The organism is Flavobacterium cellulosilyticum (genome assembly GCF_004349355.1).
Classification (GTDB): domain Bacteria; phylum Bacteroidota; class Bacteroidia; order Flavobacteriales; family Flavobacteriaceae; genus Flavobacterium; species Flavobacterium cellulosilyticum.
This window is the reverse complement of record NZ_SMFK01000003.1, coordinates 143,884-164,253: the sequence shown is the minus strand read 5'-3', so window position 1 is coordinate 164,253 and position 20,370 is coordinate 143,884. Positions and strand designations below refer to the sequence as shown.

Genomic DNA, 20,370 nt, shown 5'->3' with positions numbered 1-20,370 from the left:
TCAAAAAGAACAACTAATTTTTGTGGTAGAGCTCTTTTGTGCAGTTCGCACCTACTTTTTCAAAAGCCTGTACACCTGAAAGAGTACAAATAGTACTGCCGACATTGTTACACATTCTTAGTTCTGTACATGGCGCATTTGGAGAAACACGATTCCATCCCTGTATTGCAACAGTAGCGTTTTTTGTACTATTGGCTCCATTTGTGCTTACTGCACCAGCCGAGGCAAGCATAAAAGCTGCTACGGGCATAATTACTTTTACTAAATTTTTCATGATATTAAATATTAAAATTAAAAATATGATCTACTCTTTTTTACAGGTTTTCGATCTAATCCCTGCTACCGGCCGGTATTTCATTTTAAATTATTATGTACTTTCATTTCTTCTTTTATCTCCTTTTGAAGGCTATAACTTACAATCGCATTCCCAATCAATGCGAAAAGGTGTGTATCAGTAACTATAAAACTACTCATTCGTTTACCGTCGTTATTGTAAATATAGAAGCTCATAAGATAATCTTGACTTTCAATACTATATACATCAATAATACTTGCCTGTTTCCACATTTCTAAAGACTCATAACGACCGGGTAAAACGGAATTCACAAATAGTAAATTGTTATGAACACTGCTAGTTCGGTTAACGGTAAAAGGTGGAATAGAGAATTTTTTCTCTTTCCGCTTTTTAACCCATGCAATTTTAAGTCTGGCTTTTGATGTTGTGTCTATAGTGTTTCCCCGATAGGACAGGTTTAATCGATTGTCTGTGACAATAAATTGATTTCTGTAATAATACAGATATACAAATTTCTTCAGTTCTCTGCTGTACTGCATTGTACCATCAGTATCGAATACGCCATCGATTTGTTTCTGTAGTAACTCTGAATGATATTTCACAACGGTTTCGCCATCAAAACTAATTGTACCAAGAATATTTTCACCATTCTGATTACTAATCTTTCTAAATGCAACTACATTCGAATCTACCAATTCAGCAATAGAAAAATGAGTTGTCCCATACATTTTCAATGTTGCTTTCCAGTCGACTATTTTACCTTTGAAAATGCATGGTACAGTCCCATCAAGAACATAAAAATTTGGAGGAAAAACTCTGACTTGAACTGCGTTGAATTTTATTTTGTTATCATCAATAAATATGTAATGTATCTTTTTGTTTTGCAGTATCGTATCTAGTGACACTACCTGTGCAGGTGCTGTACTATTGCCTAGATATATTTTTCCGTCGCCTTCACCTGCAAAATAATAAGAATTGTACTTTAGGTCTACTTGATATGCTTTTCTAACAGAAACGGGAGGGAATCGTCTGACAAAATTATTACGATGGTGAACAATATCTTCTGAAATGATGAAAAGTAGGGTCATAAATCCGACACAAATAATGCTAAGTATCAAAAGTGTTGTAGAAATAAAGCATCTTCTGGATTTTCGTCCCACCATGCTATAACCTGGTGAAATAAAAAGGGCTATAACAGCTATTGCGATAAAGAAAATGTTGAACACCAAATGTTCTTTCCATCCTAGCTTTTCAAGAATTCCTCCACAGGAACAAGGAACAAATGAACTGTAATTCAGAACAATAAAGATATAGGCAGTAAACAGTACCATGAGACTGAAAGCCGCATATAGTGCTACAATCCGAAAACGAGGAATAACAATAAAAATCGAAATAAGCAGTTCAATGACCGGAACGCCCCATGAAACCCATCCTGCAAAAGCACTCAGCAGAGGGGATTGTCCCAGCTGTACTTGAAAGTTTTCAAAATCTAGTAGTTTACTTACTGCTGCATAAACAAACAATAAAACATACAGCAGGCAGATGCTATTGAGAAGAATACTTTGGATGGTGGCACGTAATTTCATATCGCTAAACTTTAAATTTAATCCGATATAAAATTCCGAAAAAGAAAGAAAAAAGCGTTATCAATTTGGGAGCTTGAGTTATCCAAAAAGGAGTTTTTTAAATAACGGAGCGTTTCGCAGATTTTTTCGCTAATACCTCTTTCCTTCACATCCTAGAAATTAATACCGAGGGAAGTCGAAGGGCAAAACTCATAGCCGATAATAACCCAAACCCTTAACCTAAAACAGACAGCTCAAACCCCCACATCCCACAAAGCAGAACTCACTATCCATAATAAAACACCCGAAAGCCTTCTCTTAATGTCCATTGGGGTATAGCCGAATCGTTTTTTAAAAGCTCTTGAAAAATTAGGATAGATCGGAAATCCAGCCATGAAAGCAATACTTTTTAGAGGTATGGTCGTTTGTTGGATCAAAAGATGAGCTCTTTTTAGCCGTTCAGTAGCATAAAATTGGTAAATACTCGTTTTAAATAAATGTTTAAATCCAGATTTCAGTTTATTGTCATTGGTTCCAAAAATCCTCGAAAGTTCTTTCATGGAAGGCAACGGTGAATCCAAATGCACTAAAATGTAATCATAAACATGTTGCATCAATTGTACATCAGAATAGCTACTGAGTCCTCCATGCAAATCGGGATCATCAGCGGAAACTAAAGTTTCAGCAGCTATAGGATCGGCAATAACAGTAATAACGGAACTAACTAAAATAGAGGTGTCGTGTATCAGTCGTGAAATAGTGCAAAAGCAAGGGACAAGCAATTGCTCTTGGCTAATATAAATGAGCTGTTCGGTATTATTGTAGGTAGTATCCTGAAGTAATGCTGCTGTAACACGATTCCATATCGGCAAGGATTTCTGCGAAAGTATAGTACTGAAAGGTTTATTATGGAGAGCATCAGGCGAAAATCCTAACACCTTGGGAACAGTGGAAATATAGTCTCGGATAACAAAATCAGCATCCAGAACAAAAGTAATTTGAACAAGATGGGTATGGGTATAATGAGGATTCACAAAGCCTGAGTGAAAAACAGATTCCTTCATTTCTTCTGCAACCATATTAATGAGCATAACTAGTGCCTCCAATTCATCGTCTTGCTCGGTACGCTGAATTCGATTTGTAAAATTACCTGCCGCCATTTCAAGGAGCATCTGATACATATTTTGAATTCGCTGTTGATTGATTTCCTGTTGCATAATAGTTGGGGCTTTAAATAAAATAGTCTAGAAAAAAGTTAATTAGAATATTAAATATAGGGTTCCAAAAAAGCCAAAGCAGCCGTCTCATCCGTAAATAGTTTTGTTGGGACACTTGGTTTGCAGATTTTAAGATAGTAAGAAGTCAAAATTAAAGAAATGCTCTGATGAACTACCAGACTTACTGCTTTGGTTAAAATAGAACCAGATTGAGACAAATAATCCCTAGCGGCCTTATCTGAATCCACTAAACCTCTTATGTCACAAAAAACAGGGTACGCTTTTTCATTTTGCACCATAACTCGATCGGCTACAATACGCTGGGCAGAAGCCAAATCGATAACAACATTAGGTTTATATTCAACAAACAGAATGTCGTCACGAATCCAGAATTTGGCATACTCATTCTCATGATGATTATATCTCATTTTACAATGATTTTACAATAAAACGACACAATTTAGTAAAAAAAATAGTAGAAAATTATAAAAGCTAAAGTAAAATAGCGCAATTAAAACTAACTGACTATAAAAATTATCATTTCGGGAGTATTAGTTATCATATAAGGATTTTTTTACAAGTAAATGTCGGCGATTAAATTTTTATTTGGAATTTTATTCAATAAACAATCTCGAACACACTCTAAAATTTCATGAAATTTTGGACAGGAACAATTTAAAATTAAAAAAATGGCAAAAATTAAACACAACAACTTCATTGATACGGTCGATGAAGTACTATCGGGAGCTAAAAAAGAAGGAGTGCTCCATCTTTATGCTGAAGATCAAAAATTGAATGGGCGAACATTACAAATAAAAGGCCAAAAAATGTTTCATTTTGGTACTACTGGTTACCTGGGGCTCGAACAAGACATCCGATTAAAAGAAGCTGCAATAGCAGCCATACACAATTATGGTACACAATTTCCACTTTCTAAGTCATATATTTCGCATCCATTATATAGTGAACTGGAAAGTAAAATAGAACAAATGTATGGTATTCCGCCTATTATTACCAAAAACAGTACGCTGGGGCATTTAGCTATTATTCCAACGCTCATTAGAGATGAAGATGCTGTAATATTAGATCATCAAGTACACTGGAGTGTCCAAAATGCCTGCCAACTTTTAAAACTGCGAGGAATTCCGGTAGAAATGATCAGACACAGCAATTTGGATATGTTGGAAGATAAAATCAAACAACTAACATCCAAATGCAAGAAAATCTGGTATATGGCTGATGGTGTATACTCTATGTTTGGGGATTACGTACCCATCCCAGAATTATTGGCATTAACTCAAAAATATACACAACTAAACCTTTATTTTGATGATGTTCATGGAATGAGTTGGAAAGGCAAAAACGGAACCGGTTTTATTTTTGACGCTATTAAAGAATTACCTGAAAATTGTATTGTGGTAAGCACACTTAGTAAAACCTTTGGAGCTAGTGGTGCTACAGTATTTTGCAAGAATCAAAAATTGAGAGACAAAATTAAAAATTTTGGTGGACCGCTTACTTTTTCTGCTCAACTGGAACCGGCCTCTGTAGCAGCTGCAATTGCCTCTGCAAACATACATTTATCTCCTGAAATAGAGTTAAAACAAAAAGACTTGGCGGATAAAATTACCTACTTCAACCAATTGCTGTCGAAAGGAAACCTTCCAATAATCTCAAAAAATGATTCGCCGGTTTTCTTTTTGGGCATGGGCACACCTGCAACCGCTTATAACTTTGTGAAACGTTTATTCAAGGAAGGTTTTTTTCTGAATTTGGGAATTTATCCTGCTGTACCTATCAAGAATACTGGGATTAGAATTACGCTATCCAGTCATAATCAACAACAGGACATTACAGCTTTGTCCGAAGCAATGGAATATCATTTTTCTAAAGCTTTGGAAGAAACAAATAATAGCGAAAACAAAATCAGACAGGCTTTTGGAATTGACAGTAAAAAAGCTGAAAAGATTTCAGATTCAAAAGATCAGGAGCTTTTTATCGAAGAAAAAAATACCATTCAGAATATTATGAAATCGGAATGGAACCAGTATATGGGAAAGCAAAACATTTTCGATTGGGAAGGACTTGTTTATTTAGAGAATACATTCAGCCGGCACCTAGACCCAACAAACCAATGGGATTTTTACTATTATACGATTAAAGACAACAAAGGAAACATAGTATTAATGACCTTTTTTACCTACGGTCTTTGGAAAGACGACATGCTGGCTACAGAATCTGTTTCCATTCATTTGGAAGAAATAAGAAAGACTAATCCTTTATACCTCACCTCAAAAGTATTGAGTATGGGGTCTTTATTTACAGAAGGAAAACATTGTTTCATCAATCAAGAACATCCTTTAGCCGAAAAAGCATTAAAACTATTATTGGATAAGCTGGAAGAAAAATACAATACCTTAAATGCAGATATGCTAGTTTTAAGAGATTTTGGAAAAGATAACATCTACAATAAAACAATAGTAGACCAAGGGTATTTCAAAATAGACATGCCTGAATCTTGTGTAATTGAAAACCAAGTTTGGCATTCATACGAAGAGTTTACAAAAACATTATCTATTCGTTCCCGTAAACATTTCGATAAAGAGATAGAACCTTACGAGAAGTGCTATAACGTTGTGATAAAAGATAAATTAAGCAAATCAGAAATAGCAAGAGCATATCAACTCTACAACAATGTAAAAGACAATAATTACGCTATCAATACATTCCGATATACACAAGAAATTTTCGAAAGCATGAATGACAGTCCCAACTGGGAATTTATAATATTAGCCTTGAAAGCAGAGCCCGAAAATCTATTCGATGGAGTTATGTTTTGCTACAAAAACAGCAATCACACCTATGTGCCAGAATTAATAGGTATGGATTATAAATGGGCTAAAGAATACCAACTTTACAGACAATTGTTATTTCAAACTATAAAAAGAGCCAATGAACTAGAGTTTCAAAAAATAGACTTTGGAGTATCAGCCTCCTTTGAAAAAAGAAAATTAGGAGCCCAAATAATTCCAAAAGTGGCTTATGTTCAAGCAAGAGACAATTACACAATGGAACTTATGAATACTTTGCAAAATGAATACAAATCAATTGTAAAAGGATGAAAGCATATCGACAAGCAATATTAAAAAAATATTTAAAAGAGGAAGTCTCAAAACTAAAACAAGTCTTTTAGAGTTGAATATTTGAGATAGTCTCCGTTAGAAGACCGAGAAAAAAATGAAAAAAGAGGCTTTTTCACGAGTTGTGAGACAGCCACAATGCTGTCTGACATGAAATTATTGAAGCAAATGAAGTGACACTCGGAAAGATATGTAGCGGAATAACATTATGAACAAAACATTAACGAACTTAAAAGATAGGACATAAATGTATTACTTATTCACTTTAATATTGTCAGTATGATGCAGTCCACTTATAAAGATGCTCTCTACAGTATACTGAAAAAAGAACAGGAAATAAGTTTGGAATCAGTGCATGTAATAGACGAATCCTACCGTATGACTAAATTTCTTCAGGATTTATTATCAGGTATGAAAAACCATGTTTTGGAGCATCATTTTACAGATGAAAATGAAGAAATTGAATTCTTTAGAATCATAAAACCGCAAATACTGGGTAAGTTAATCTATTACAACAAGATGTACAGAATAGAAACCTCTTGTCCAGTGAGTACAGGAAAAATGTATTATAAATATTTTTCCAGTGAATTACAGCAGCTAAAGCAGGAATATAAGGAACATATTTGCAATTCCGATTTTTACCGGTATTATCGTTCTGGACGAACTGACAGGGACCACGATTTTTTTAAATTGGGGAAGATAAATCTTAATACGGGCCTTAACAGTTTTATCTTTGAAGTTGATACCCAATTTTCTACTTATTATGATTACAAAGTTTCCCGTATTATAGCGGATGAACTGCTTTATAATTATCTGATTATCAAAATAAATCCTGTAGACAAGCCGGGGATGGCTTTACAGAATGCCGAATCCACCAAAGATGTTTTCTGGACAGAATCCAAAAATGCAGTGATAGAATTGATTTATGCCCTTTACGCATCTGGAGCAATTTCTAATGGTAAGGTCGGAATCCGTAAAATCAGTTTAATTTTTCAGCTATTATTTCGTGTTCAATTGGGAGATATTCATCATGCATTTCATCGGATGAAAGACCGTGCAGGTAATCGCACTTTATTTTTAGACCAACTCAAATCTTCTTTAGAGCAGTATATGGATAAAGATTTATAAATAATTATAATCTTACCTCATTTAAAAGCAGTGTTTCAAAAATACTGCTTTTTTTATAATAGCTACCCATATATACCCATTGGTAAAGCTCGCTCTGCATAAAACTTCTCGTGTAAAAGAATAACGTAATCATCTGAAAAACAATCAACTATATGTTTTTTAGAAATTCAAAAATCTTCTTTTCAATTGGCTAACCTTGGCAAAACATAGTACAAATGTTTTCCAACTTTGTATAAATTATTAAAACATATCTATATGAATATCGATAGAATGGAATTTCTAAGTTGGATGGAACGTATCATGGACCGATTTGATTTAATGAATGATCAAATGAATGATGTCCAAAAAAGTAGAAACAATATTGATGGAGAAGAATTGCTAGATAATCAAGACGTCCTTCAAATGTTAAAAATCAGTAATAGGTCTTTACAGCGGTATAGATCTTCAGGTAAACTGGCTTACTATACAATTAGTGGCAAAATCTATTATAAATTGTCGGATGTTCATCAATTTATACGTGATAGTTTTAACGCACCCTTTGTAAGATGTAAAGACAAAATAGGACAAGTCAAGCCAGTTGAAGTCATTATTTGATTGGAAGGTTCTTGTCCCATTATTTTCGGGTAATGAAATTTTAAATACTGTTGTAATGAACGAACAACCTATTGATAGACCAGAATTTTCAGAACAATTTTCGGATGTCTTACTAGTACTTGATACAAAAAATAAGAAAATTGAAGTAGATAAGGATATTGGAAAAGATAAAGAACGGGAAACGGTAGCACTTAAAAATAAGGATGAAAATCAGTTTATGCGTATAGACAAACACGGAGATTTGTTTACTAATTTTTTTACCAATTTCTACCATCAATTTAAAGATCCTACCCATTTTCCCTTTTTAAGCTTTTCATCACAGCAAGCAATTGCTGTAGCTAATGAAATAATAAAAGCGATTAAAAATCTTAGCAAAGATGTAGAAAAAATAGCAGCCAAAAATGAAATAAAAATAAATTATAAACAAGAAAATAAGAATACTATGGAAACAACAAAATTGACAACGGAAACGGAAAACCGTTACAAAGTAGAACAAATCGATTGGAAATCAATGTCTAATCTCGGATTAACTAAAGAACGACTTGAAAAAATGAATGTCCTAGAACCTTTGCTCAAAGGCTACAAAACAAATGAATTAGTTCCTGTTACTCTTGATTTAGGGACTTCAATCACTAAAATGGATGCTAGGCTTTCGCTGCAAGCAAAAGAAGATGGGCAAGTAGTATTGGCAATTCACGGAATTCGAAAAGAACCCCAACTGCATTTTAAATTCTTTGGTCATGAATTTACAAAGGAAGACAAAGATAATTTGCTGAAAAATGGAAATATGGGGAGAGTGGTTGACTTGACAAATCCCAAAACAGGAGAAACAATTCCATCAATTATAAGTATCGACAAGTTAACAAATGAACTTATTGCACTTCGAACAACCCTCATTAAAATTCCAGAAGAAATCAAAGGCATTAAGCTTGATGATCAACAAAAAAATAGTTTGTCAGAAGGTAAACCTTTGTATCTAGAAGGTATGATTTCCAAAAAAGGAGAACCATTTAATGCTTCAGTACAGTTTAATGCAGATAAGCGATATGTTGAGTTTTTATTCGATAGAGGAAATAGCAACAAGCAAGCAGAAAAGCAAGATATTGAAGCTCCAAAAGCTTTTCGAGGGAAAGAATTGGATACTGCGCAATTTGAAAAATTCAAAGAAGGACAAACGGTTTATGTAAGCGGATTGGTTGATATGAAAGGCAAAGAATACCAAGGTTACATCACATTCGATAAAGATACAGGAAAAACAGATTTTTCTTTTGACAATCCCAATAAACTAAAAGAGAAAGCACAACCAAAAGAGGAAAGTAAAACACAGGTTGCTGTCAATTCAGAAGGTAAAACCAACGAGTCGACTAAAAATAGTAAAGAGCCTTTGAAAAGTAAGCAGAATAGCCCTGAAACTGAAAAGCAACAAGAACTACAAGAGAAACCCAAAGTAGCTGCTAAATCTAAAGGTCGAAAAATGTAATTACGCTAAAGACTTGTTCAGATGAAAGTAGTAATTGCAGAAAAACCAAGTGTTGCTCGGGAGATTGCTCTCTTGTTAGGAGCTACAGAAAAGAAAGAAGGTTACTTGATGGGAAATGGATATCAGGTAACCTGGGCGTTCGGGCATTTAGTTACTTTAGCTATGCCGGAAGATTACGGAATTAGTGGGTTTCAAAGAGAGGCTTTGCCTATACTACCTAATCCATTCTTATTGACAGTACGAAAAATGAAAAAAGACAAGATTTATATTCGTGATCTTGGGGCATTGAAACAACTAAATACTATTAATCAACTATTTAAAAACTGCGATAGTATCATTGTGGCTACCGATGCAGGACGAGAAGGCGAGCTTATTTTTCGGTACATCTATGAATATTTAAACTGCTCTAAACCTTTCGAACGATTGTGGATTAGTTCATTAACTGAAAAGGCAATTCTTAAAGGATTCGAGAATCTAAAATCAGGAAAAGACTTTGATAGTTTGCATGAGGCTGGAGTAGGAAGGAGCCGTGCTGATTGGTTAGTAGGGATTAATGCTTCGCAAGCACTAACTGTTACGAGTGGTAGTGGTGTTTTTTCATTGGGTCGGGTTCAAACTCCAACATTAGCATTAATTTGTAAACGGTTTTTAGAAAACCAGTCATTTACAATTGAACAATATTGGCAAATTGAATTGGAGCATAACAAAGAATACATTGATTTTAAAAGTCTTTCTACACTTAAATGGGATGAAGGTAAAAAGGCTGAGCATGTTCTGAAAACGGTGCGTAAGCATGGAGGGGCTTTAGTAATAGACACAGAAACCAAAACTGTTAATGAGCAACCACCATTATTATTTGATCTTACCGCATTACAGAAGGAAGCTAACACAAGGTTAAGTCTAACGGCTGAGGAAACGCTCAATATTGCTCAAAGTCTTTATGAGAAGAAATTCATTAGTTACCCACGTACTGGGAGTAAATATATTCCTGAAGACATGTGGGAAGAAATCGCTAAGTTGATAAGGATAATAGAAGAGGTTGAGAAATTCAAAGCTATAGTTGCTAAAATGAGATTAAACCGTTTGAATAAACGGATAGTCAACGATTTAAAAGTGACCGATCATCATGGTATATTGATAACAGATAAAATACCATCCGCTTTATCCGCCAAGGAAAAAGCAATTTACGAAATGATTGCCAATCGATTATTAGAGTCAGTTTCTCCGGTTTGTACTAAAGAAATAACGAACATTGTACTACAGGTGGCACACTATGATTTTGGATTAAAAGGAATCAAAATTATAGATGCCGGTTGGAGAGTTATCAAAGGTGATTTTAGCGATGAAGAAAAAGATCCAATTCAAGAGTTACCAGATCTAAAAATTGGTGATGAAGTAAAGATCAAGACAGCAAAAATAGTAGCAAAGAAAACTAAACCACCAATTATTTATACGGAAGCAAGCTTGTTATCAGCTATGGAAAACGCAGGGAATCAGATTGAAAACGAGCAGGAGCGTAAAATAATACAAGGTGTAGGAATTGGCACCCCAGCTACTAGAGCAGCCATTATTGAAACACTCTTTAAGAGGGAATATGTAAAACGCGATAAGAAATTACTACTGCCGACAGAAAAAGGATTAAAGGTCTATGAATTGGTAAAAGACAAAAATATTGCTAATGTAGAATTGACTGCAAACTGGGAACTAGCTTTGCAAAAAATAGAGAATAATGAATCTAATTTAGCAACCTTCCAGAAAGAAATAGAATCTTTTACAAGGTCTTTAACTCAAGAAATACTTGATTTAGCAATAGAAGTAGAACGACAACCGGAACTTATTTGTCCAAAATGTAAGGTCCAAAAATTGATTCTTCGAGACAAGTTGATAAAGTGCAGGGACGAAAAATGTAATTGGGTTCAGTTCCGAAATATATGCGGCATGCAACTCAGCCTTGTAGATTTGGAAGAATTAATAACTAAAGGAAAGACCAGTCTCATAAAAGGAATGACAAGTAAATCAGGAAAGAAATTCGATGCTTTTATCGCTATGGATGAAGGAGGAGAGACCTCTTTTATATTTCCCCAAAAGAAGAAAAGGAAATAAATAGGTTGATTGATTTGTACTTGTTTTAGTAAAAAGTAACTATCAAGGAATCAGTAACGCTCGCAGAAAAGATAAATCTAATAAATTTGAGTACCAACTCAAATTATTAAAAGAAAGGCTATAAGTAGGATAGGGCTGGAATGCAGTGGAGCGTAGGCACGGAGCGTAAAGTAATGAAGCTTTATCCTGCTTATATAAGCCTGACCGAACGCAAGGAATGAACGTGTGGAGCTGAGGAACGGAACAGCCTAAAAAAAACAGTTGCTTATTTTTAAGTTGCTGTTTTTTTTATGGGCTGCGAAGTGGCTGCGAAGGGTAGGTATGCCGAAAAACAGTTTTTCGTTTACACCTTAATCATGAAGGTATACCGACTGGAGCAGCCGAACGAAGCAAAGAGAATGACTGGAGTGAGACTGATTGATTTGTTATAAGTAGAGGTATAGTAAAAATTAAACTACTATTTAAAATGTCCTAGAATTAATGCCAAATTTTTTGATAAAGGAAGTTTACCACCAAAAATTATATGTTTATTATACTTCCCATATAATACTTAATGCTAAGTGTTTATGAGCAATACAATGTTCTTTAAATTTTCTATGAACATCATAATCTTTTACATAATTGAACCAATCAATTGGCCAAACATCTTCTGTATTTTTTGGAAGTCTTGCTTTTTGAAAATATTCACCCATTACAGAATTCTCAGGAATTTTATCATTATACAGTAAATATTTGAAAGGGAAATCATCGCTGCTCCATTTCCATTTTATTTCTCCATTTCCTCCAAAAACAATCATAAGCGGATGGTTTCCAATATCTGCAAAACGGATTGCCGTTGCTGTGATACTTGTTTGAAAATGTTCTGATAAAGATTTGATCATTGAAAATTCGAATTTTTTTCGCTGAATATATTTTTTAAATCTTTCTTCGGGCATTAATAAACATGAAGCAAAATAATCAGCTTCTCTTTCTATTTTAAAATGTGTGTTTTCATTGTTTTTGGATGGATGAGGAGTTAGAAGTCCTATTTTTAGACCAATCCTATGATTATCTATGAAATAATGCCCTAGTTCATGCGCTATTGTAAAACGAGACCTAGGTGTGTTTGGTCTATTTCCTTTAACAATATTTACGTGGATAAAAAACTGAGAATTATCATAAATTGTCATGCCATCAAAACTATCTCCGTATGAGTCGTAAAATAAATCTAGTTCTTCTTCAGCAAGAATTTTATCTAAAGGGGTAATTATTTCAGAAAATTCTAAAGCTATTGATTCAGCTAAATGTTTAATACCTAAAAGTGAACTATTCTTGATCATCTGATTTTTTTCGATGCTTTCCATACATTTTATCAATAACATCCTGTGATAAACCCTTACTGCCTTTTCTAGCTGCCATCTTTAATTCATTTATTTCATTTGGATTATTATCATTTGAAAGTTGAATTACTGATTTTTTAGTTAATTGATTTTTTATAATAGAAGCCACATCAATTGTTGCGTCTTTTAGTTTAAAATCAAAATCTTCATATAGTTTTTCAAATAAATCTAGTTGCTGCTCATTGATAGGACATATAAAGCCAGTTGAACCTAGATAATAATCTAGAGTTTCTAAATCGAAAATTTGTTTTTTATTATCTGCCATTTCTTTGCTTTATATAATTGTCGACATGAAGATTAGCATCTCTTTTATATAATCTTATTGTACTTTGAGTTAGTTCAAGTATATCTTGCAATTTTTTACTGATACTTCTCGGAATGTTTTTACCAGGTACTTCGTATGCTTTATATGTTAGATAAATAATTTTTTGTTTTTCACTTAGACCAACAAAAGCACTATTTAAAATTTCTAGCTTAATTTTCAGATTCTTTTTGTGTTCTATATTATCACTCTGAGATTTTATATTAACAAGCCCATCTAAATCAGTAATTATTGAGAGATCTTCGTCGACTGTAGGATCTGCGCAAGTGTTTTGTTCACCATATTTCACAAGTTGTGTATACATTATCGGGTACAGCCATAATAATATAGCTTTACTAACATCTTTACTTTTAGCTTTTTTTAAGTTAAAACTTGGGTATTTCCATACACGGGCAAAAGCACAATGCGCTATTTCCAAAGCGACTACAGCACTATAACCAAATTTCGAAGAATATATTTCAGCTTTTTGAATCACTTTTTTCTCAAAGCGACGGCAAAATTCAATAAAAGCATATTCTGCTTCTTCTGGATATTCTGATTTAAAGGAAACATAATCCAGTAGTTCAGAACTACAAATTTTATCAAAATCTATCCTACTATTTAATTCAGTTTCCATCTATATACCTAAAAGCGTTAGTAACGGTTTTGGTATATGAGTGAGGCTTTACTCATATACTTCTCAAATATATGATTTGAAGTTTGATATTTAACATAACAAAAAAATATTTTTTAAAAAAATGAAAGAAAAATTAGAACAAATAAAATTCATTATTGGTCGTTTCGACACCTATATTGAAAGTACCCAAACAAAAAGCAATCTTTACCTTGCTCTCAATACTGCTATACTTGCAGGTATTATTACAATTGCAGCTTCAACCAAACCAGAAGATGTTACGCATTTTGCACTTATTATCATGGCAATTATTGCTCTATTAGCCGTTTTAAGTATAACTATAACATTAATTGCAATCACTCCATACCTTAAAAGTGCTTCGGAAAAAAGTGCTTCAGTTATTTTTTTTCAAGATGTCACCAATTACACCTTCAAAGAGTATGCAAAAAAGATCAATGCTATATCGGATAAAAAATTACTATTAGACCTTACATGTCAAGCATACAGTTTGGCGGGAGGACTAAAAGCAAAATATCAAAAACTTTATTATGCTGGAAGAATCATTATTGTCGAATTTATCTTCCTGTTTATCTACTTAGTAACATTAATAACAAAATTTATATAATTATGAATACATTTTCAGAATACCAAAGCATCATTGAAAAAGCTCTTAACAGAAATGAACGCTATAAGAACTTAAATGAATCACGAGCCTATGCAACATTTTCGAATGATGGATCTCTCGGGAAATATACTATTAGTGACTATATGAGTAATAGATCACAATTATCTCTTTCGACTGATCTGGTTGGAATTGCAAATAAGATGGGAGTTATTCCCTTTGATAATCAAATTATTGGTCACCATCCGCATTTTAATCATTTAAAGGGGACAACAGATACAGAGAAACATTATATCATTTCTGCTTTCATTGATATTAAAGGATCAACAAATCTTTTCAAAAAGTACGACGAAGAGACGAATATGATAATCACTAATACTATTCAATTAGCGGCGATAAATGTCTGCCAGCTTTTTGGAGGATTTATACAAAGGATTCAGGGAGATGGTTTGTTTGTGTATTTTGGAGGGAAAAATATTGATAAAACTAAATCAACACAGCACTGTCTTACCGCTTTAAGTTTATTCAGTTATTTTGTTAAAAATGATTTGAAAAGAGTTTTTGAGCAACATGGTATAGAAAGAATATTTACGAAAATTGGAATTGATTTTGGTGATGATGATAAAGTATTGTGGGGAGTAGCTGGTAAAGAAAATACTAGTGAAATTGCTACCTATAGTTTGCATACTAGTTTAGCTGCCAAAATGCAAGCATTTGCTGGAAGTAACGAAATTGTTGTTGGTCAATATATAAAAGATAAAGCAAATTTTGACACACTGTTTTATACTGTAGTGGAGGCTAAAAGGTATATTTTTTCAGATCAAGATAATGCATTTTATTATACACAATACGTGTTTGATTGGCTTAAATATCTAAAGTCTTCGCAACATATTGCAACATCTGTTACAGGAGAAATCACTATTAAGCCTCAATTAGTAACTATCCCAAGTATAGCTTCATTAAAAGAAGTTGTGGGTAAAAACAGGCCCTATGCAAAAGTTAATTTTAGATAAAGATATACATGAAGTTTTGGAAATATTCCCGAAACTTAAGTTGTTTGAAAAAGAGAAAAAGAAAATATTAAGTGGTGAAATTGACATTTTTGATGCTGCGGATAATTACTTGGACAGCTTTACTATTAATGTAGCCATTCCAAGGAATTATCCGTACGGATTTCCATTGTTGTTTGAAACCAGTAATAAGTTTGAGCATATCCCTGACCGGCACATTGACGAAGATGGAAGTTGTTGTGTTTGCTCCTTACAAGAATCTGATTTAATTAGTCAAAAAGGTATTTCTATTAAAGCGTTTTTTTTAAAATTTGTTATTCCCTATTTAGCCAATCAATTGTATTTTGATAGAGAGAATGAATGGGTAAATGGAGATTATGAGCATGGAGCAGAAGGAATTTTGCAGTTCTATGATGAACTCTTTAAACTAAAGGATATTGTAGGAGTAATTAACTTATTATCTTTTTTTAATACTACAAAAATGAATAGGAATGACAATTGTTTTTGTGGCAAAAAAGAAAAACTGAAACGATGCCATATACAAACCTATACTATTATTAAAAATTTGTCAAAAAAAAGAATTGAATATGATATACTGGCATTAAAATGGCTGCTAAGAAACTAATTAAAATAAAGGAAGTCGAGAAATTGTAATTTATTATTTATTTTCAAAAGAAAAATGAAATAGAAATTAGTGGCGTTTATTTAAGTGTTTTTACTTAGATAATCAGGCTAAATGATCAATTTTTTTTAGTTTAACATATCGTTATCAAGTAGATTTGATATATCTAACTAAAGTTTATAGATTCAATTAAGTTTTTTTCAAATAAACAAATATTAGGTATGTCATTATTTGCAGGTATAAAAAACAGCTACTATAACTTATAATATTCCTATTTCAAAAAACAAAAATTGTATTAAGATTTTCTTTTAGGAGGTTTTAGTGAAGGCGTGTTACCTGGTGTGTCTTTATTATCACGTTGACGTTTATCAGGTTGTCCAGTAGATTTCGCTATTCTTTTTGGTCCAGTTTTAAGTGCCATGTTTCTGTTTTTTAAAACGTTGTTAATCAAAGTTAAAAAAAAAGTTTTACTTTCAACTTAGTAATATTAAAAATATTTTTTTCAAAGAAATAATCTTAGGTTCAAAACAAATATCTAGGATGAATTACTGCTTAAGATTTAAAGCCTTTTCCATCATTTCCAACTCTGCTCTAGCAATTCCTATTTCGGTGGCTATTGTTTTCCAGTTGCTTGTAACTTGTATGACTTCTCGAATTATGTTTTCCATTTGTAAACCATTCAATCTAAAGTACTCTCCAACACTTTTAGCCAATTCAAAATCCAGTGCATTGTTGTCCATATCAATATTAAGAGCCAAACCATCTTTGTCTATCGATGGGTTAAGGTCGTAAGCAGGGGAGAGTATCCAACCTTCTTTGGTTAAAATAAATCCATGGTTACGCAAATGGTCATCGGTGTTAGAAATGGCTATATTAAAAACGATTCTGCGCCATAGTTGGTGTAAATTTTCTTCTACGTTCGCACCTTGATTACTGATGAATTCGGCAATATCTAAATAACTTGCGGGATTGTCTCTTATAGTATCTTCATTGTTGCCTGTCATAGTCATAGCCGAAGCAAAATGAATTCTTTCACCGTTCTCCCTGTCAAAGCGTTTGGTAAAGAAAGTATTGTGGTTGCCCATGATTTTTTCTATTCGACAGGATGCCATGTTGATTCCGGCACTGATAGCCAATTTATAGGCCAGAAACTCCCAAGCTGCTTTGTCTACAGTATCTGTTTTGGAGGGGAATTTAGCAATCCAAAGACTTTTATCGTTGTCTAAAATATTGGCTTTGGGTCTAGCGCCACCCAATGAAGATCCAGGTGCCATAAGAACCGATAGCCATTTATTGACCTCGTCATTATCTTTGTCATTTTCGAAATTCGCTGCTGCATTTTGAAGTTCTCTGATGGAAGACCAGGGCGGGCTAGAAGCGTTTTTATTGTTATCTAAGAAATCTCCATTCGGGTCGGTTTTAAATCGTAATGCTCCCATACGACTTTCATCATATACACCTAATAGAAAATCAATATCATAGAGTGTTTTTGGCTTTTCGTTCTTTTCTCTAGCAACTTGCGCTTCTCGACGTTTCATTAAGGTACGTCCCCAAGTATCAGGCATGCTATCTAAAAAAATGCCGAAATTTTCTTTTTGGTTCGGGTATTGTGGACCACCATATAATTGAATGTCTGGATCCAAAAGGAATTTTTGTTCTGTTTTGAGCCAGTTTCTATCGTATTCAAAACTAAATGCTTTTTTACCTTTGGCTTGTTGTGCAGATAAGATACCAATTAGTTTAGGTTCCTGCATTTCTTGCCAATGGGCGTAAACGTAGATGTCGGTTTTACTTTGTGACATGTTGTGTGTTTTGAATAAGAGATCAGTTTAATTTGTTTCTATCAAGGGACTACGTTAATAAGTCAAGGTCTTGAAGTTTTCTACCTAGCTCGTCGTCAGCAGCTATTTTTAAAAAATCGTCTTGCAAACCTAGTACTCTCAGAACATTAAAATAGGCACCTATTGCCACACTAGAATTTCCTTTTTCTATTTGGTATAAAGTAGTTCTAGCAATATCGGCTCTTTCAGCAATTTGTATTGCAGTGAGTTTTCTTCTTTTTCGAGCCAATTTAATATTCTCACCCATTTGCTCTAAAAGGAGTTGATGTTTAGGGAATAAGACTTGCTTTTTTGCACTCATTTTTATAAATGTTCATTAATATGAACAAAAATAGCAAATATGTACATAATAACAAACATTGAATAAGAGTTTCTTCTATTTAGGGTCATTTATTTTACCCCTCTTGCACTAAATGTTGCAAATCAGGATCGTTTTTAATGCGTTCCAATTCACTTTCTATGATAAGAACAATATTACGCTTAATCTGTTTGTAATTAGCCTCAATTTCGACTTTCATATTATCTTCGCCATGTTCATCAACGAAAGGTAAAATAACGGGTATCTTTTTATATGCTTTGGTTTCGGAAGCTACTTTTTCATTGTCTACCACAATTTCAGAATGGAAAATTTTCTGTTCTATGCGTTCGTCAAAATTATCTGAAACTGCTCCTACAAACACACCTTGCGTAAGCGTGGAGATTTTTGATGCTGGTATCAAGCTGTCTAGCTGTGTAGATATTGAGGTTGATTTATCATTTCGGTTGATGGTTAAACTTTGGCGTTTCTGTAACACTTTACCAAATCGTTCGGATAAGCTTTTGGCCGTTTCTCCCACAACCTGACCACTAAAGATGTTGCCCACCGTATTTTGGATAACTTTACTTTCCTTGTCACCGTAATCACGTGTCAATTGTGAATAATCTTGAAATCCCAAACATACCGCTACTTGATTACTTCTAGCTGTGGCAATTAAATTATCTAATCCTCTAAAGTAGATCGTTGGCAACTCATCAATTATCACCGAACTTTTTAATTTTCCTTTCTTGTTGATTAGTTTTATAATTCTAGAATTGTACAAACCCAAGGCAGCAGAGTAAATATTTTGTCGATCGGGATTGTTTCCCACGCAAAGAATTTTAGGTTCATCTGGATTATTGATGTCCAACGAAAAGTCATCTCCAGTCATTACCCAATAGAGTTGAGGCGAAATCATTCGAGACAACGGAATTTTTGCGGAAGCAATTTGTCCTTGCAATTGATCTTGTGCGCCACCTTGCCAAGCATCCATAAACGGAGATAAATAGTTCTCGAGATCAGGGTAGGAAGTAAGGATGGTGAAAACATCAACATATTTTTTGTTGAGCAATTCAATGGCATGTGGAAATGTACAATATTTTCCATTGTCATAAATCTTTAGAAACCAGATTATCGCGGCTAGTAATATAATGGGAGATTCCACAAAGAAATCGCCTTGTTTTTGTATCCAACTGCGGTTAAGATTCAACATAATGGTATAGGCAGATTCATAAGCATCTGAGATGTCTGTCATAAAATCAGGATTGATGGGATTGCAACGATGACTTCTGCTAGGATCGTCAAAGTTGATGATATAGAATTTTGGCTTAACGGTATACTTGTCTGAATGTTTTAGTAAATGATTGTAAGCAATGGTGGAAAGATCATCGAATTTAAAATCATAGATGTACATCGAAAATCCTTTTTCGATATGCTGCTTGATATAGTTGTTTATAATGGCGTAACTTTTCCCAGATCCAGGTGTGCCTAAAACGATGGAAGCTCGAAAAGGATTTACCACATTAATCCAACCTTCGTTCCATTTGCCTTTGTAATAAAATTTGGTTGGCAGATTAACGGAATATTCATTTTGCATCAATTTGGTTTCTTGCATGAAACTTTCATTTTCATTATTAAAAACATCGCTCATAAGATTGGTACGCAGTAGTCGACTGATCCAAACTCCAGCCATCATTAACGAAATATAGCCCGCTGAAGTAGTGAATATGTATAAAGAAATCGCTGTACCAGCAGACAACTTCAGCAAAGGTGTGTTGAGAAAGAAAAGTATAAATCCAACGATTACCGCACTAGCTATTTTAGACCAACTAATTTTTTCGTTTTTGACTCCTTTTGTTCCCAAACAACTTAATGCTAACAATACCAAAGCAAAAATCTTGGTGAATAAGGTGTGAGAGAATAGGCTTGCAGTACGTTGGAAATTACCCAGTATCTTATTAATTACTTGTAACGTCCAGCCCTTTTCTAAGAAAAAACTATAACAAAACCAGTAAAAGTGCATGAGTACTAGAAGGATACTTACAGCGCGCATGAAAGCCATTATTTTGGCGAGTCCTCTTAAATCGTCTTCTCCTTGCATAATTGAAAATTTAAAAATGTAACGAGCGAAAGTAGATCGAACA

General features: G+C 33.7%; 19 protein-coding genes. 8 read left to right on the top strand and 11 right to left on the bottom strand.

From position 1 onward, the window contains the following. Window positions 1-13 precede the first annotated feature (13 nt). The 4 genes from E0F76_RS07155 to E0F76_RS07140 form a co-directional block, all read right to left on the bottom strand. The gene (locus E0F76_RS07155; protein ID WP_007139595.1) at window positions 14-274 is read right to left on the bottom strand and encodes a DUF6520 family protein; all 261 of its coding nucleotides are present in this window, start codon (window positions 272-274) and stop codon (window positions 14-16) included. Window positions 275-354: 80 nt separating this feature from the next. Beyond that, window positions 355-1,881, bottom strand: a complete 1,527-nt coding sequence (locus tag E0F76_RS07150; RefSeq protein WP_132003479.1) for a MauE/DoxX family redox-associated membrane protein — start codon at window positions 1,879-1,881, stop codon at window positions 355-357. 233 nt (window positions 1,882-2,114) lie between these two features. Further along, window positions 2,115-3,032 (bottom strand): helix-turn-helix domain-containing protein, encoded by a 918-nt coding sequence (locus E0F76_RS07145; RefSeq protein WP_165932654.1) that lies wholly within the window; start codon window positions 3,030-3,032, stop codon window positions 2,115-2,117. Between the two features lie 95 nt (window positions 3,033-3,127). After that, entirely contained in the window at window positions 3,128-3,505 is a 378-nt protein-coding gene (locus E0F76_RS07140) for a DUF7793 family protein (RefSeq protein ID WP_132003473.1), read from the bottom strand. A 261-nt stretch (window positions 3,506-3,766) separates the two neighbouring features. Here E0F76_RS07140 and E0F76_RS07135 point away from each other — a divergent pair, with 261 nt between their 5' ends. The 5 genes from E0F76_RS07135 to E0F76_RS07115 all read left to right on the top strand — a co-directional run bounded on the left by E0F76_RS07135 (window position 3,767) and on the right by E0F76_RS07115 (window position 11,522). Further along, the gene (locus E0F76_RS07135) at window positions 3,767-6,199 is read left to right on the top strand and encodes an aminotransferase class I/II-fold pyridoxal phosphate-dependent enzyme (RefSeq protein WP_132003470.1); all 2,433 of its coding nucleotides are present in this window, start codon (window positions 3,767-3,769) and stop codon (window positions 6,197-6,199) included. A 300-nt stretch (window positions 6,200-6,499) separates the two neighbouring features. Next, a complete protein-coding gene (locus tag E0F76_RS07130; RefSeq protein ID WP_040474085.1) occupies window positions 6,500-7,345 on the top strand; it encodes an RteC domain-containing protein in 846 nt (281 codons plus the stop codon). 255 nt (window positions 7,346-7,600) lie between these two features. Next, window positions 7,601-7,939 carry a helix-turn-helix domain-containing protein gene (locus E0F76_RS07125; protein WP_132003467.1) on the top strand — a complete coding sequence of 113 codons (339 nt, stop codon included), beginning with the start codon at window positions 7,601-7,603 and terminating at the stop codon, window positions 7,937-7,939. Between the two features lie 55 nt (window positions 7,940-7,994). Continuing rightward, entirely contained in the window at window positions 7,995-9,419 is a 1,425-nt protein-coding gene (locus E0F76_RS07120; protein ID WP_132003464.1) for a DUF3945 domain-containing protein, read from the top strand. A 21-nt stretch (window positions 9,420-9,440) separates the two neighbouring features. Then, window positions 9,441-11,522, top strand: coding sequence for a type IA DNA topoisomerase (locus E0F76_RS07115; RefSeq protein ID WP_132003461.1), 2,082 nt, complete (start codon window positions 9,441-9,443; stop codon window positions 11,520-11,522). Window positions 11,523-12,052: 530 nt separating this feature from the next. Here E0F76_RS07115 and E0F76_RS07110 read toward each other — a convergent pair. The 3 genes from E0F76_RS07110 to E0F76_RS07100 are packed head-to-tail and all read right to left on the bottom strand — an operon-like array spanning window position 12,053 to window position 13,839. After that, entirely contained in the window at window positions 12,053-12,865 is an 813-nt protein-coding gene (locus tag E0F76_RS07110) for an ImmA/IrrE family metallo-endopeptidase (RefSeq protein ID WP_132003458.1), read from the bottom strand. Next, complete coding sequence (locus E0F76_RS07105; protein WP_132003455.1) at window positions 12,828-13,166, bottom strand: hypothetical protein; 339 nt, start codon at window positions 13,164-13,166, stop codon at window positions 12,828-12,830. Before E0F76_RS07105 ends, E0F76_RS07110 begins: the two co-directional genes overlap by 38 nt. Continuing rightward, the gene (locus E0F76_RS07100; RefSeq protein WP_132003452.1) at window positions 13,156-13,839 is read right to left on the bottom strand and encodes an RNA polymerase subunit sigma; all 684 of its coding nucleotides are present in this window, start codon (window positions 13,837-13,839) and stop codon (window positions 13,156-13,158) included. Before E0F76_RS07100 ends, E0F76_RS07105 begins: the two co-directional genes overlap by 11 nt. A gap of 121 nt (window positions 13,840-13,960) precedes the next feature. On the opposite strand from E0F76_RS07100, the gene E0F76_RS19265 reads away from it, so the two are divergent. From E0F76_RS19265 to E0F76_RS07090, 3 genes are read left to right on the top strand one after another with little or no spacing between them, the layout of a single operon-like run. Continuing rightward, window positions 13,961-14,461 (top strand): Pycsar system effector family protein, encoded by a 501-nt coding sequence (locus tag E0F76_RS19265; RefSeq protein ID WP_165932653.1) that lies wholly within the window; start codon window positions 13,961-13,963, stop codon window positions 14,459-14,461. 2 nt (window positions 14,462-14,463) lie between these two features. Continuing rightward, window positions 14,464-15,471 carry an adenylate/guanylate cyclase domain-containing protein gene (locus E0F76_RS07095; protein WP_165932652.1) on the top strand — a complete coding sequence of 336 codons (1,008 nt, stop codon included), beginning with the start codon at window positions 14,464-14,466 and terminating at the stop codon, window positions 15,469-15,471. Further along, window positions 15,449-16,093 carry a hypothetical protein gene (locus E0F76_RS07090; protein ID WP_132003446.1) on the top strand — a complete coding sequence of 215 codons (645 nt, stop codon included), beginning with the start codon at window positions 15,449-15,451 and terminating at the stop codon, window positions 16,091-16,093. Before E0F76_RS07095 ends, E0F76_RS07090 begins: the two co-directional genes overlap by 23 nt. Window positions 16,094-16,385: 292 nt before the next feature. Here the strand turns inward: E0F76_RS07090 and E0F76_RS19840 are convergent, their stop codons facing one another. From E0F76_RS19840 to mobC, 4 genes are all read right to left on the bottom strand, one after another. Continuing rightward, the gene (locus E0F76_RS19840; RefSeq protein ID WP_007139579.1) at window positions 16,386-16,511 is read right to left on the bottom strand and encodes a hypothetical protein; all 126 of its coding nucleotides are present in this window, start codon (window positions 16,509-16,511) and stop codon (window positions 16,386-16,388) included. A 124-nt stretch (window positions 16,512-16,635) separates the two neighbouring features. Further along, complete coding sequence (locus tag E0F76_RS07085; protein ID WP_132003443.1) at window positions 16,636-17,892, bottom strand: type II toxin-antitoxin system HipA family toxin; 1,257 nt, start codon at window positions 17,890-17,892, stop codon at window positions 16,636-16,638. A gap of 49 nt (window positions 17,893-17,941) precedes the next feature. Next, window positions 17,942-18,232, bottom strand: coding sequence for a helix-turn-helix domain-containing protein (locus E0F76_RS07080; RefSeq protein ID WP_132003440.1), 291 nt, complete (start codon window positions 18,230-18,232; stop codon window positions 17,942-17,944). 94 nt (window positions 18,233-18,326) lie between these two features. Beyond that, a complete protein-coding gene (mobC, locus tag E0F76_RS07075) occupies window positions 18,327-20,327 on the bottom strand; it encodes a conjugal transfer protein MobC (protein WP_132003437.1) in 2,001 nt (666 codons plus the stop codon). Between the last annotated feature and the right edge of the window lie 43 nt (window positions 20,328-20,370).

Bases quoted from the DNA above. Each gene is read 5' to 3' on its own strand.
- E0F76_RS07155 (WP_007139595.1), bottom strand. From the start codon at position 274: ATGAAAAATTTAGTAAAAGTAATTATGCCCGTAGCAGCTTTTATGCTT.
- E0F76_RS07150 (WP_132003479.1), bottom strand. From the start codon at position 1,881: ATGAAATTACGTGCCACCATCCAAAGTATTCTTCTCAATAGCATCTGC.
- E0F76_RS07145 (WP_165932654.1), bottom strand. From the start codon at position 3,032: ATGCTCCTTGAAATGGCGGCAGGTAATTTTACAAATCGAATTCAGCGT.
- E0F76_RS07140 (WP_132003473.1), bottom strand. From the start codon at position 3,505: ATGAGATATAATCATCATGAGAATGAGTATGCCAAATTCTGGATTCGT.
- E0F76_RS07135 (WP_132003470.1), top strand. From the start codon at position 3,767: ATGGCAAAAATTAAACACAACAACTTCATTGATACGGTCGATGAAGTA.
- E0F76_RS07130 (WP_040474085.1), top strand. From the start codon at position 6,500: ATGCAGTCCACTTATAAAGATGCTCTCTACAGTATACTGAAAAAAGAA.
- E0F76_RS07125 (WP_132003467.1), top strand. From the start codon at position 7,601: ATGAATATCGATAGAATGGAATTTCTAAGTTGGATGGAACGTATCATG.
- E0F76_RS07120 (WP_132003464.1), top strand. From the start codon at position 7,995: ATGAACGAACAACCTATTGATAGACCAGAATTTTCAGAACAATTTTCG.
- E0F76_RS07115 (WP_132003461.1), top strand. From the start codon at position 9,441: ATGAAAGTAGTAATTGCAGAAAAACCAAGTGTTGCTCGGGAGATTGCT.
- E0F76_RS07110 (WP_132003458.1), bottom strand. From the start codon at position 12,865: ATGGAAAGCATCGAAAAAAATCAGATGATCAAGAATAGTTCACTTTTA.
- E0F76_RS07105 (WP_132003455.1), bottom strand. From the start codon at position 13,166: ATGGCAGATAATAAAAAACAAATTTTCGATTTAGAAACTCTAGATTAT.
- E0F76_RS07100 (WP_132003452.1), bottom strand. From the start codon at position 13,839: ATGGAAACTGAATTAAATAGTAGGATAGATTTTGATAAAATTTGTAGT.
- E0F76_RS19265 (WP_165932653.1), top strand. From the start codon at position 13,961: ATGAAAGAAAAATTAGAACAAATAAAATTCATTATTGGTCGTTTCGAC.
- E0F76_RS07095 (WP_165932652.1), top strand. From the start codon at position 14,464: ATGAATACATTTTCAGAATACCAAAGCATCATTGAAAAAGCTCTTAAC.
- E0F76_RS07090 (WP_132003446.1), top strand. From the start codon at position 15,449: ATGCAAAAGTTAATTTTAGATAAAGATATACATGAAGTTTTGGAAATA.
- E0F76_RS19840 (WP_007139579.1), bottom strand. From the start codon at position 16,511: ATGGCACTTAAAACTGGACCAAAAAGAATAGCGAAATCTACTGGACAA.
- E0F76_RS07085 (WP_132003443.1), bottom strand. From the start codon at position 17,892: ATGTCACAAAGTAAAACCGACATCTACGTTTACGCCCATTGGCAAGAA.
- E0F76_RS07080 (WP_132003440.1), bottom strand. From the start codon at position 18,232: ATGAGTGCAAAAAAGCAAGTCTTATTCCCTAAACATCAACTCCTTTTA.
- mobC (WP_132003437.1), bottom strand. From the start codon at position 20,327: ATGCAAGGAGAAGACGATTTAAGAGGACTCGCCAAAATAATGGCTTTC.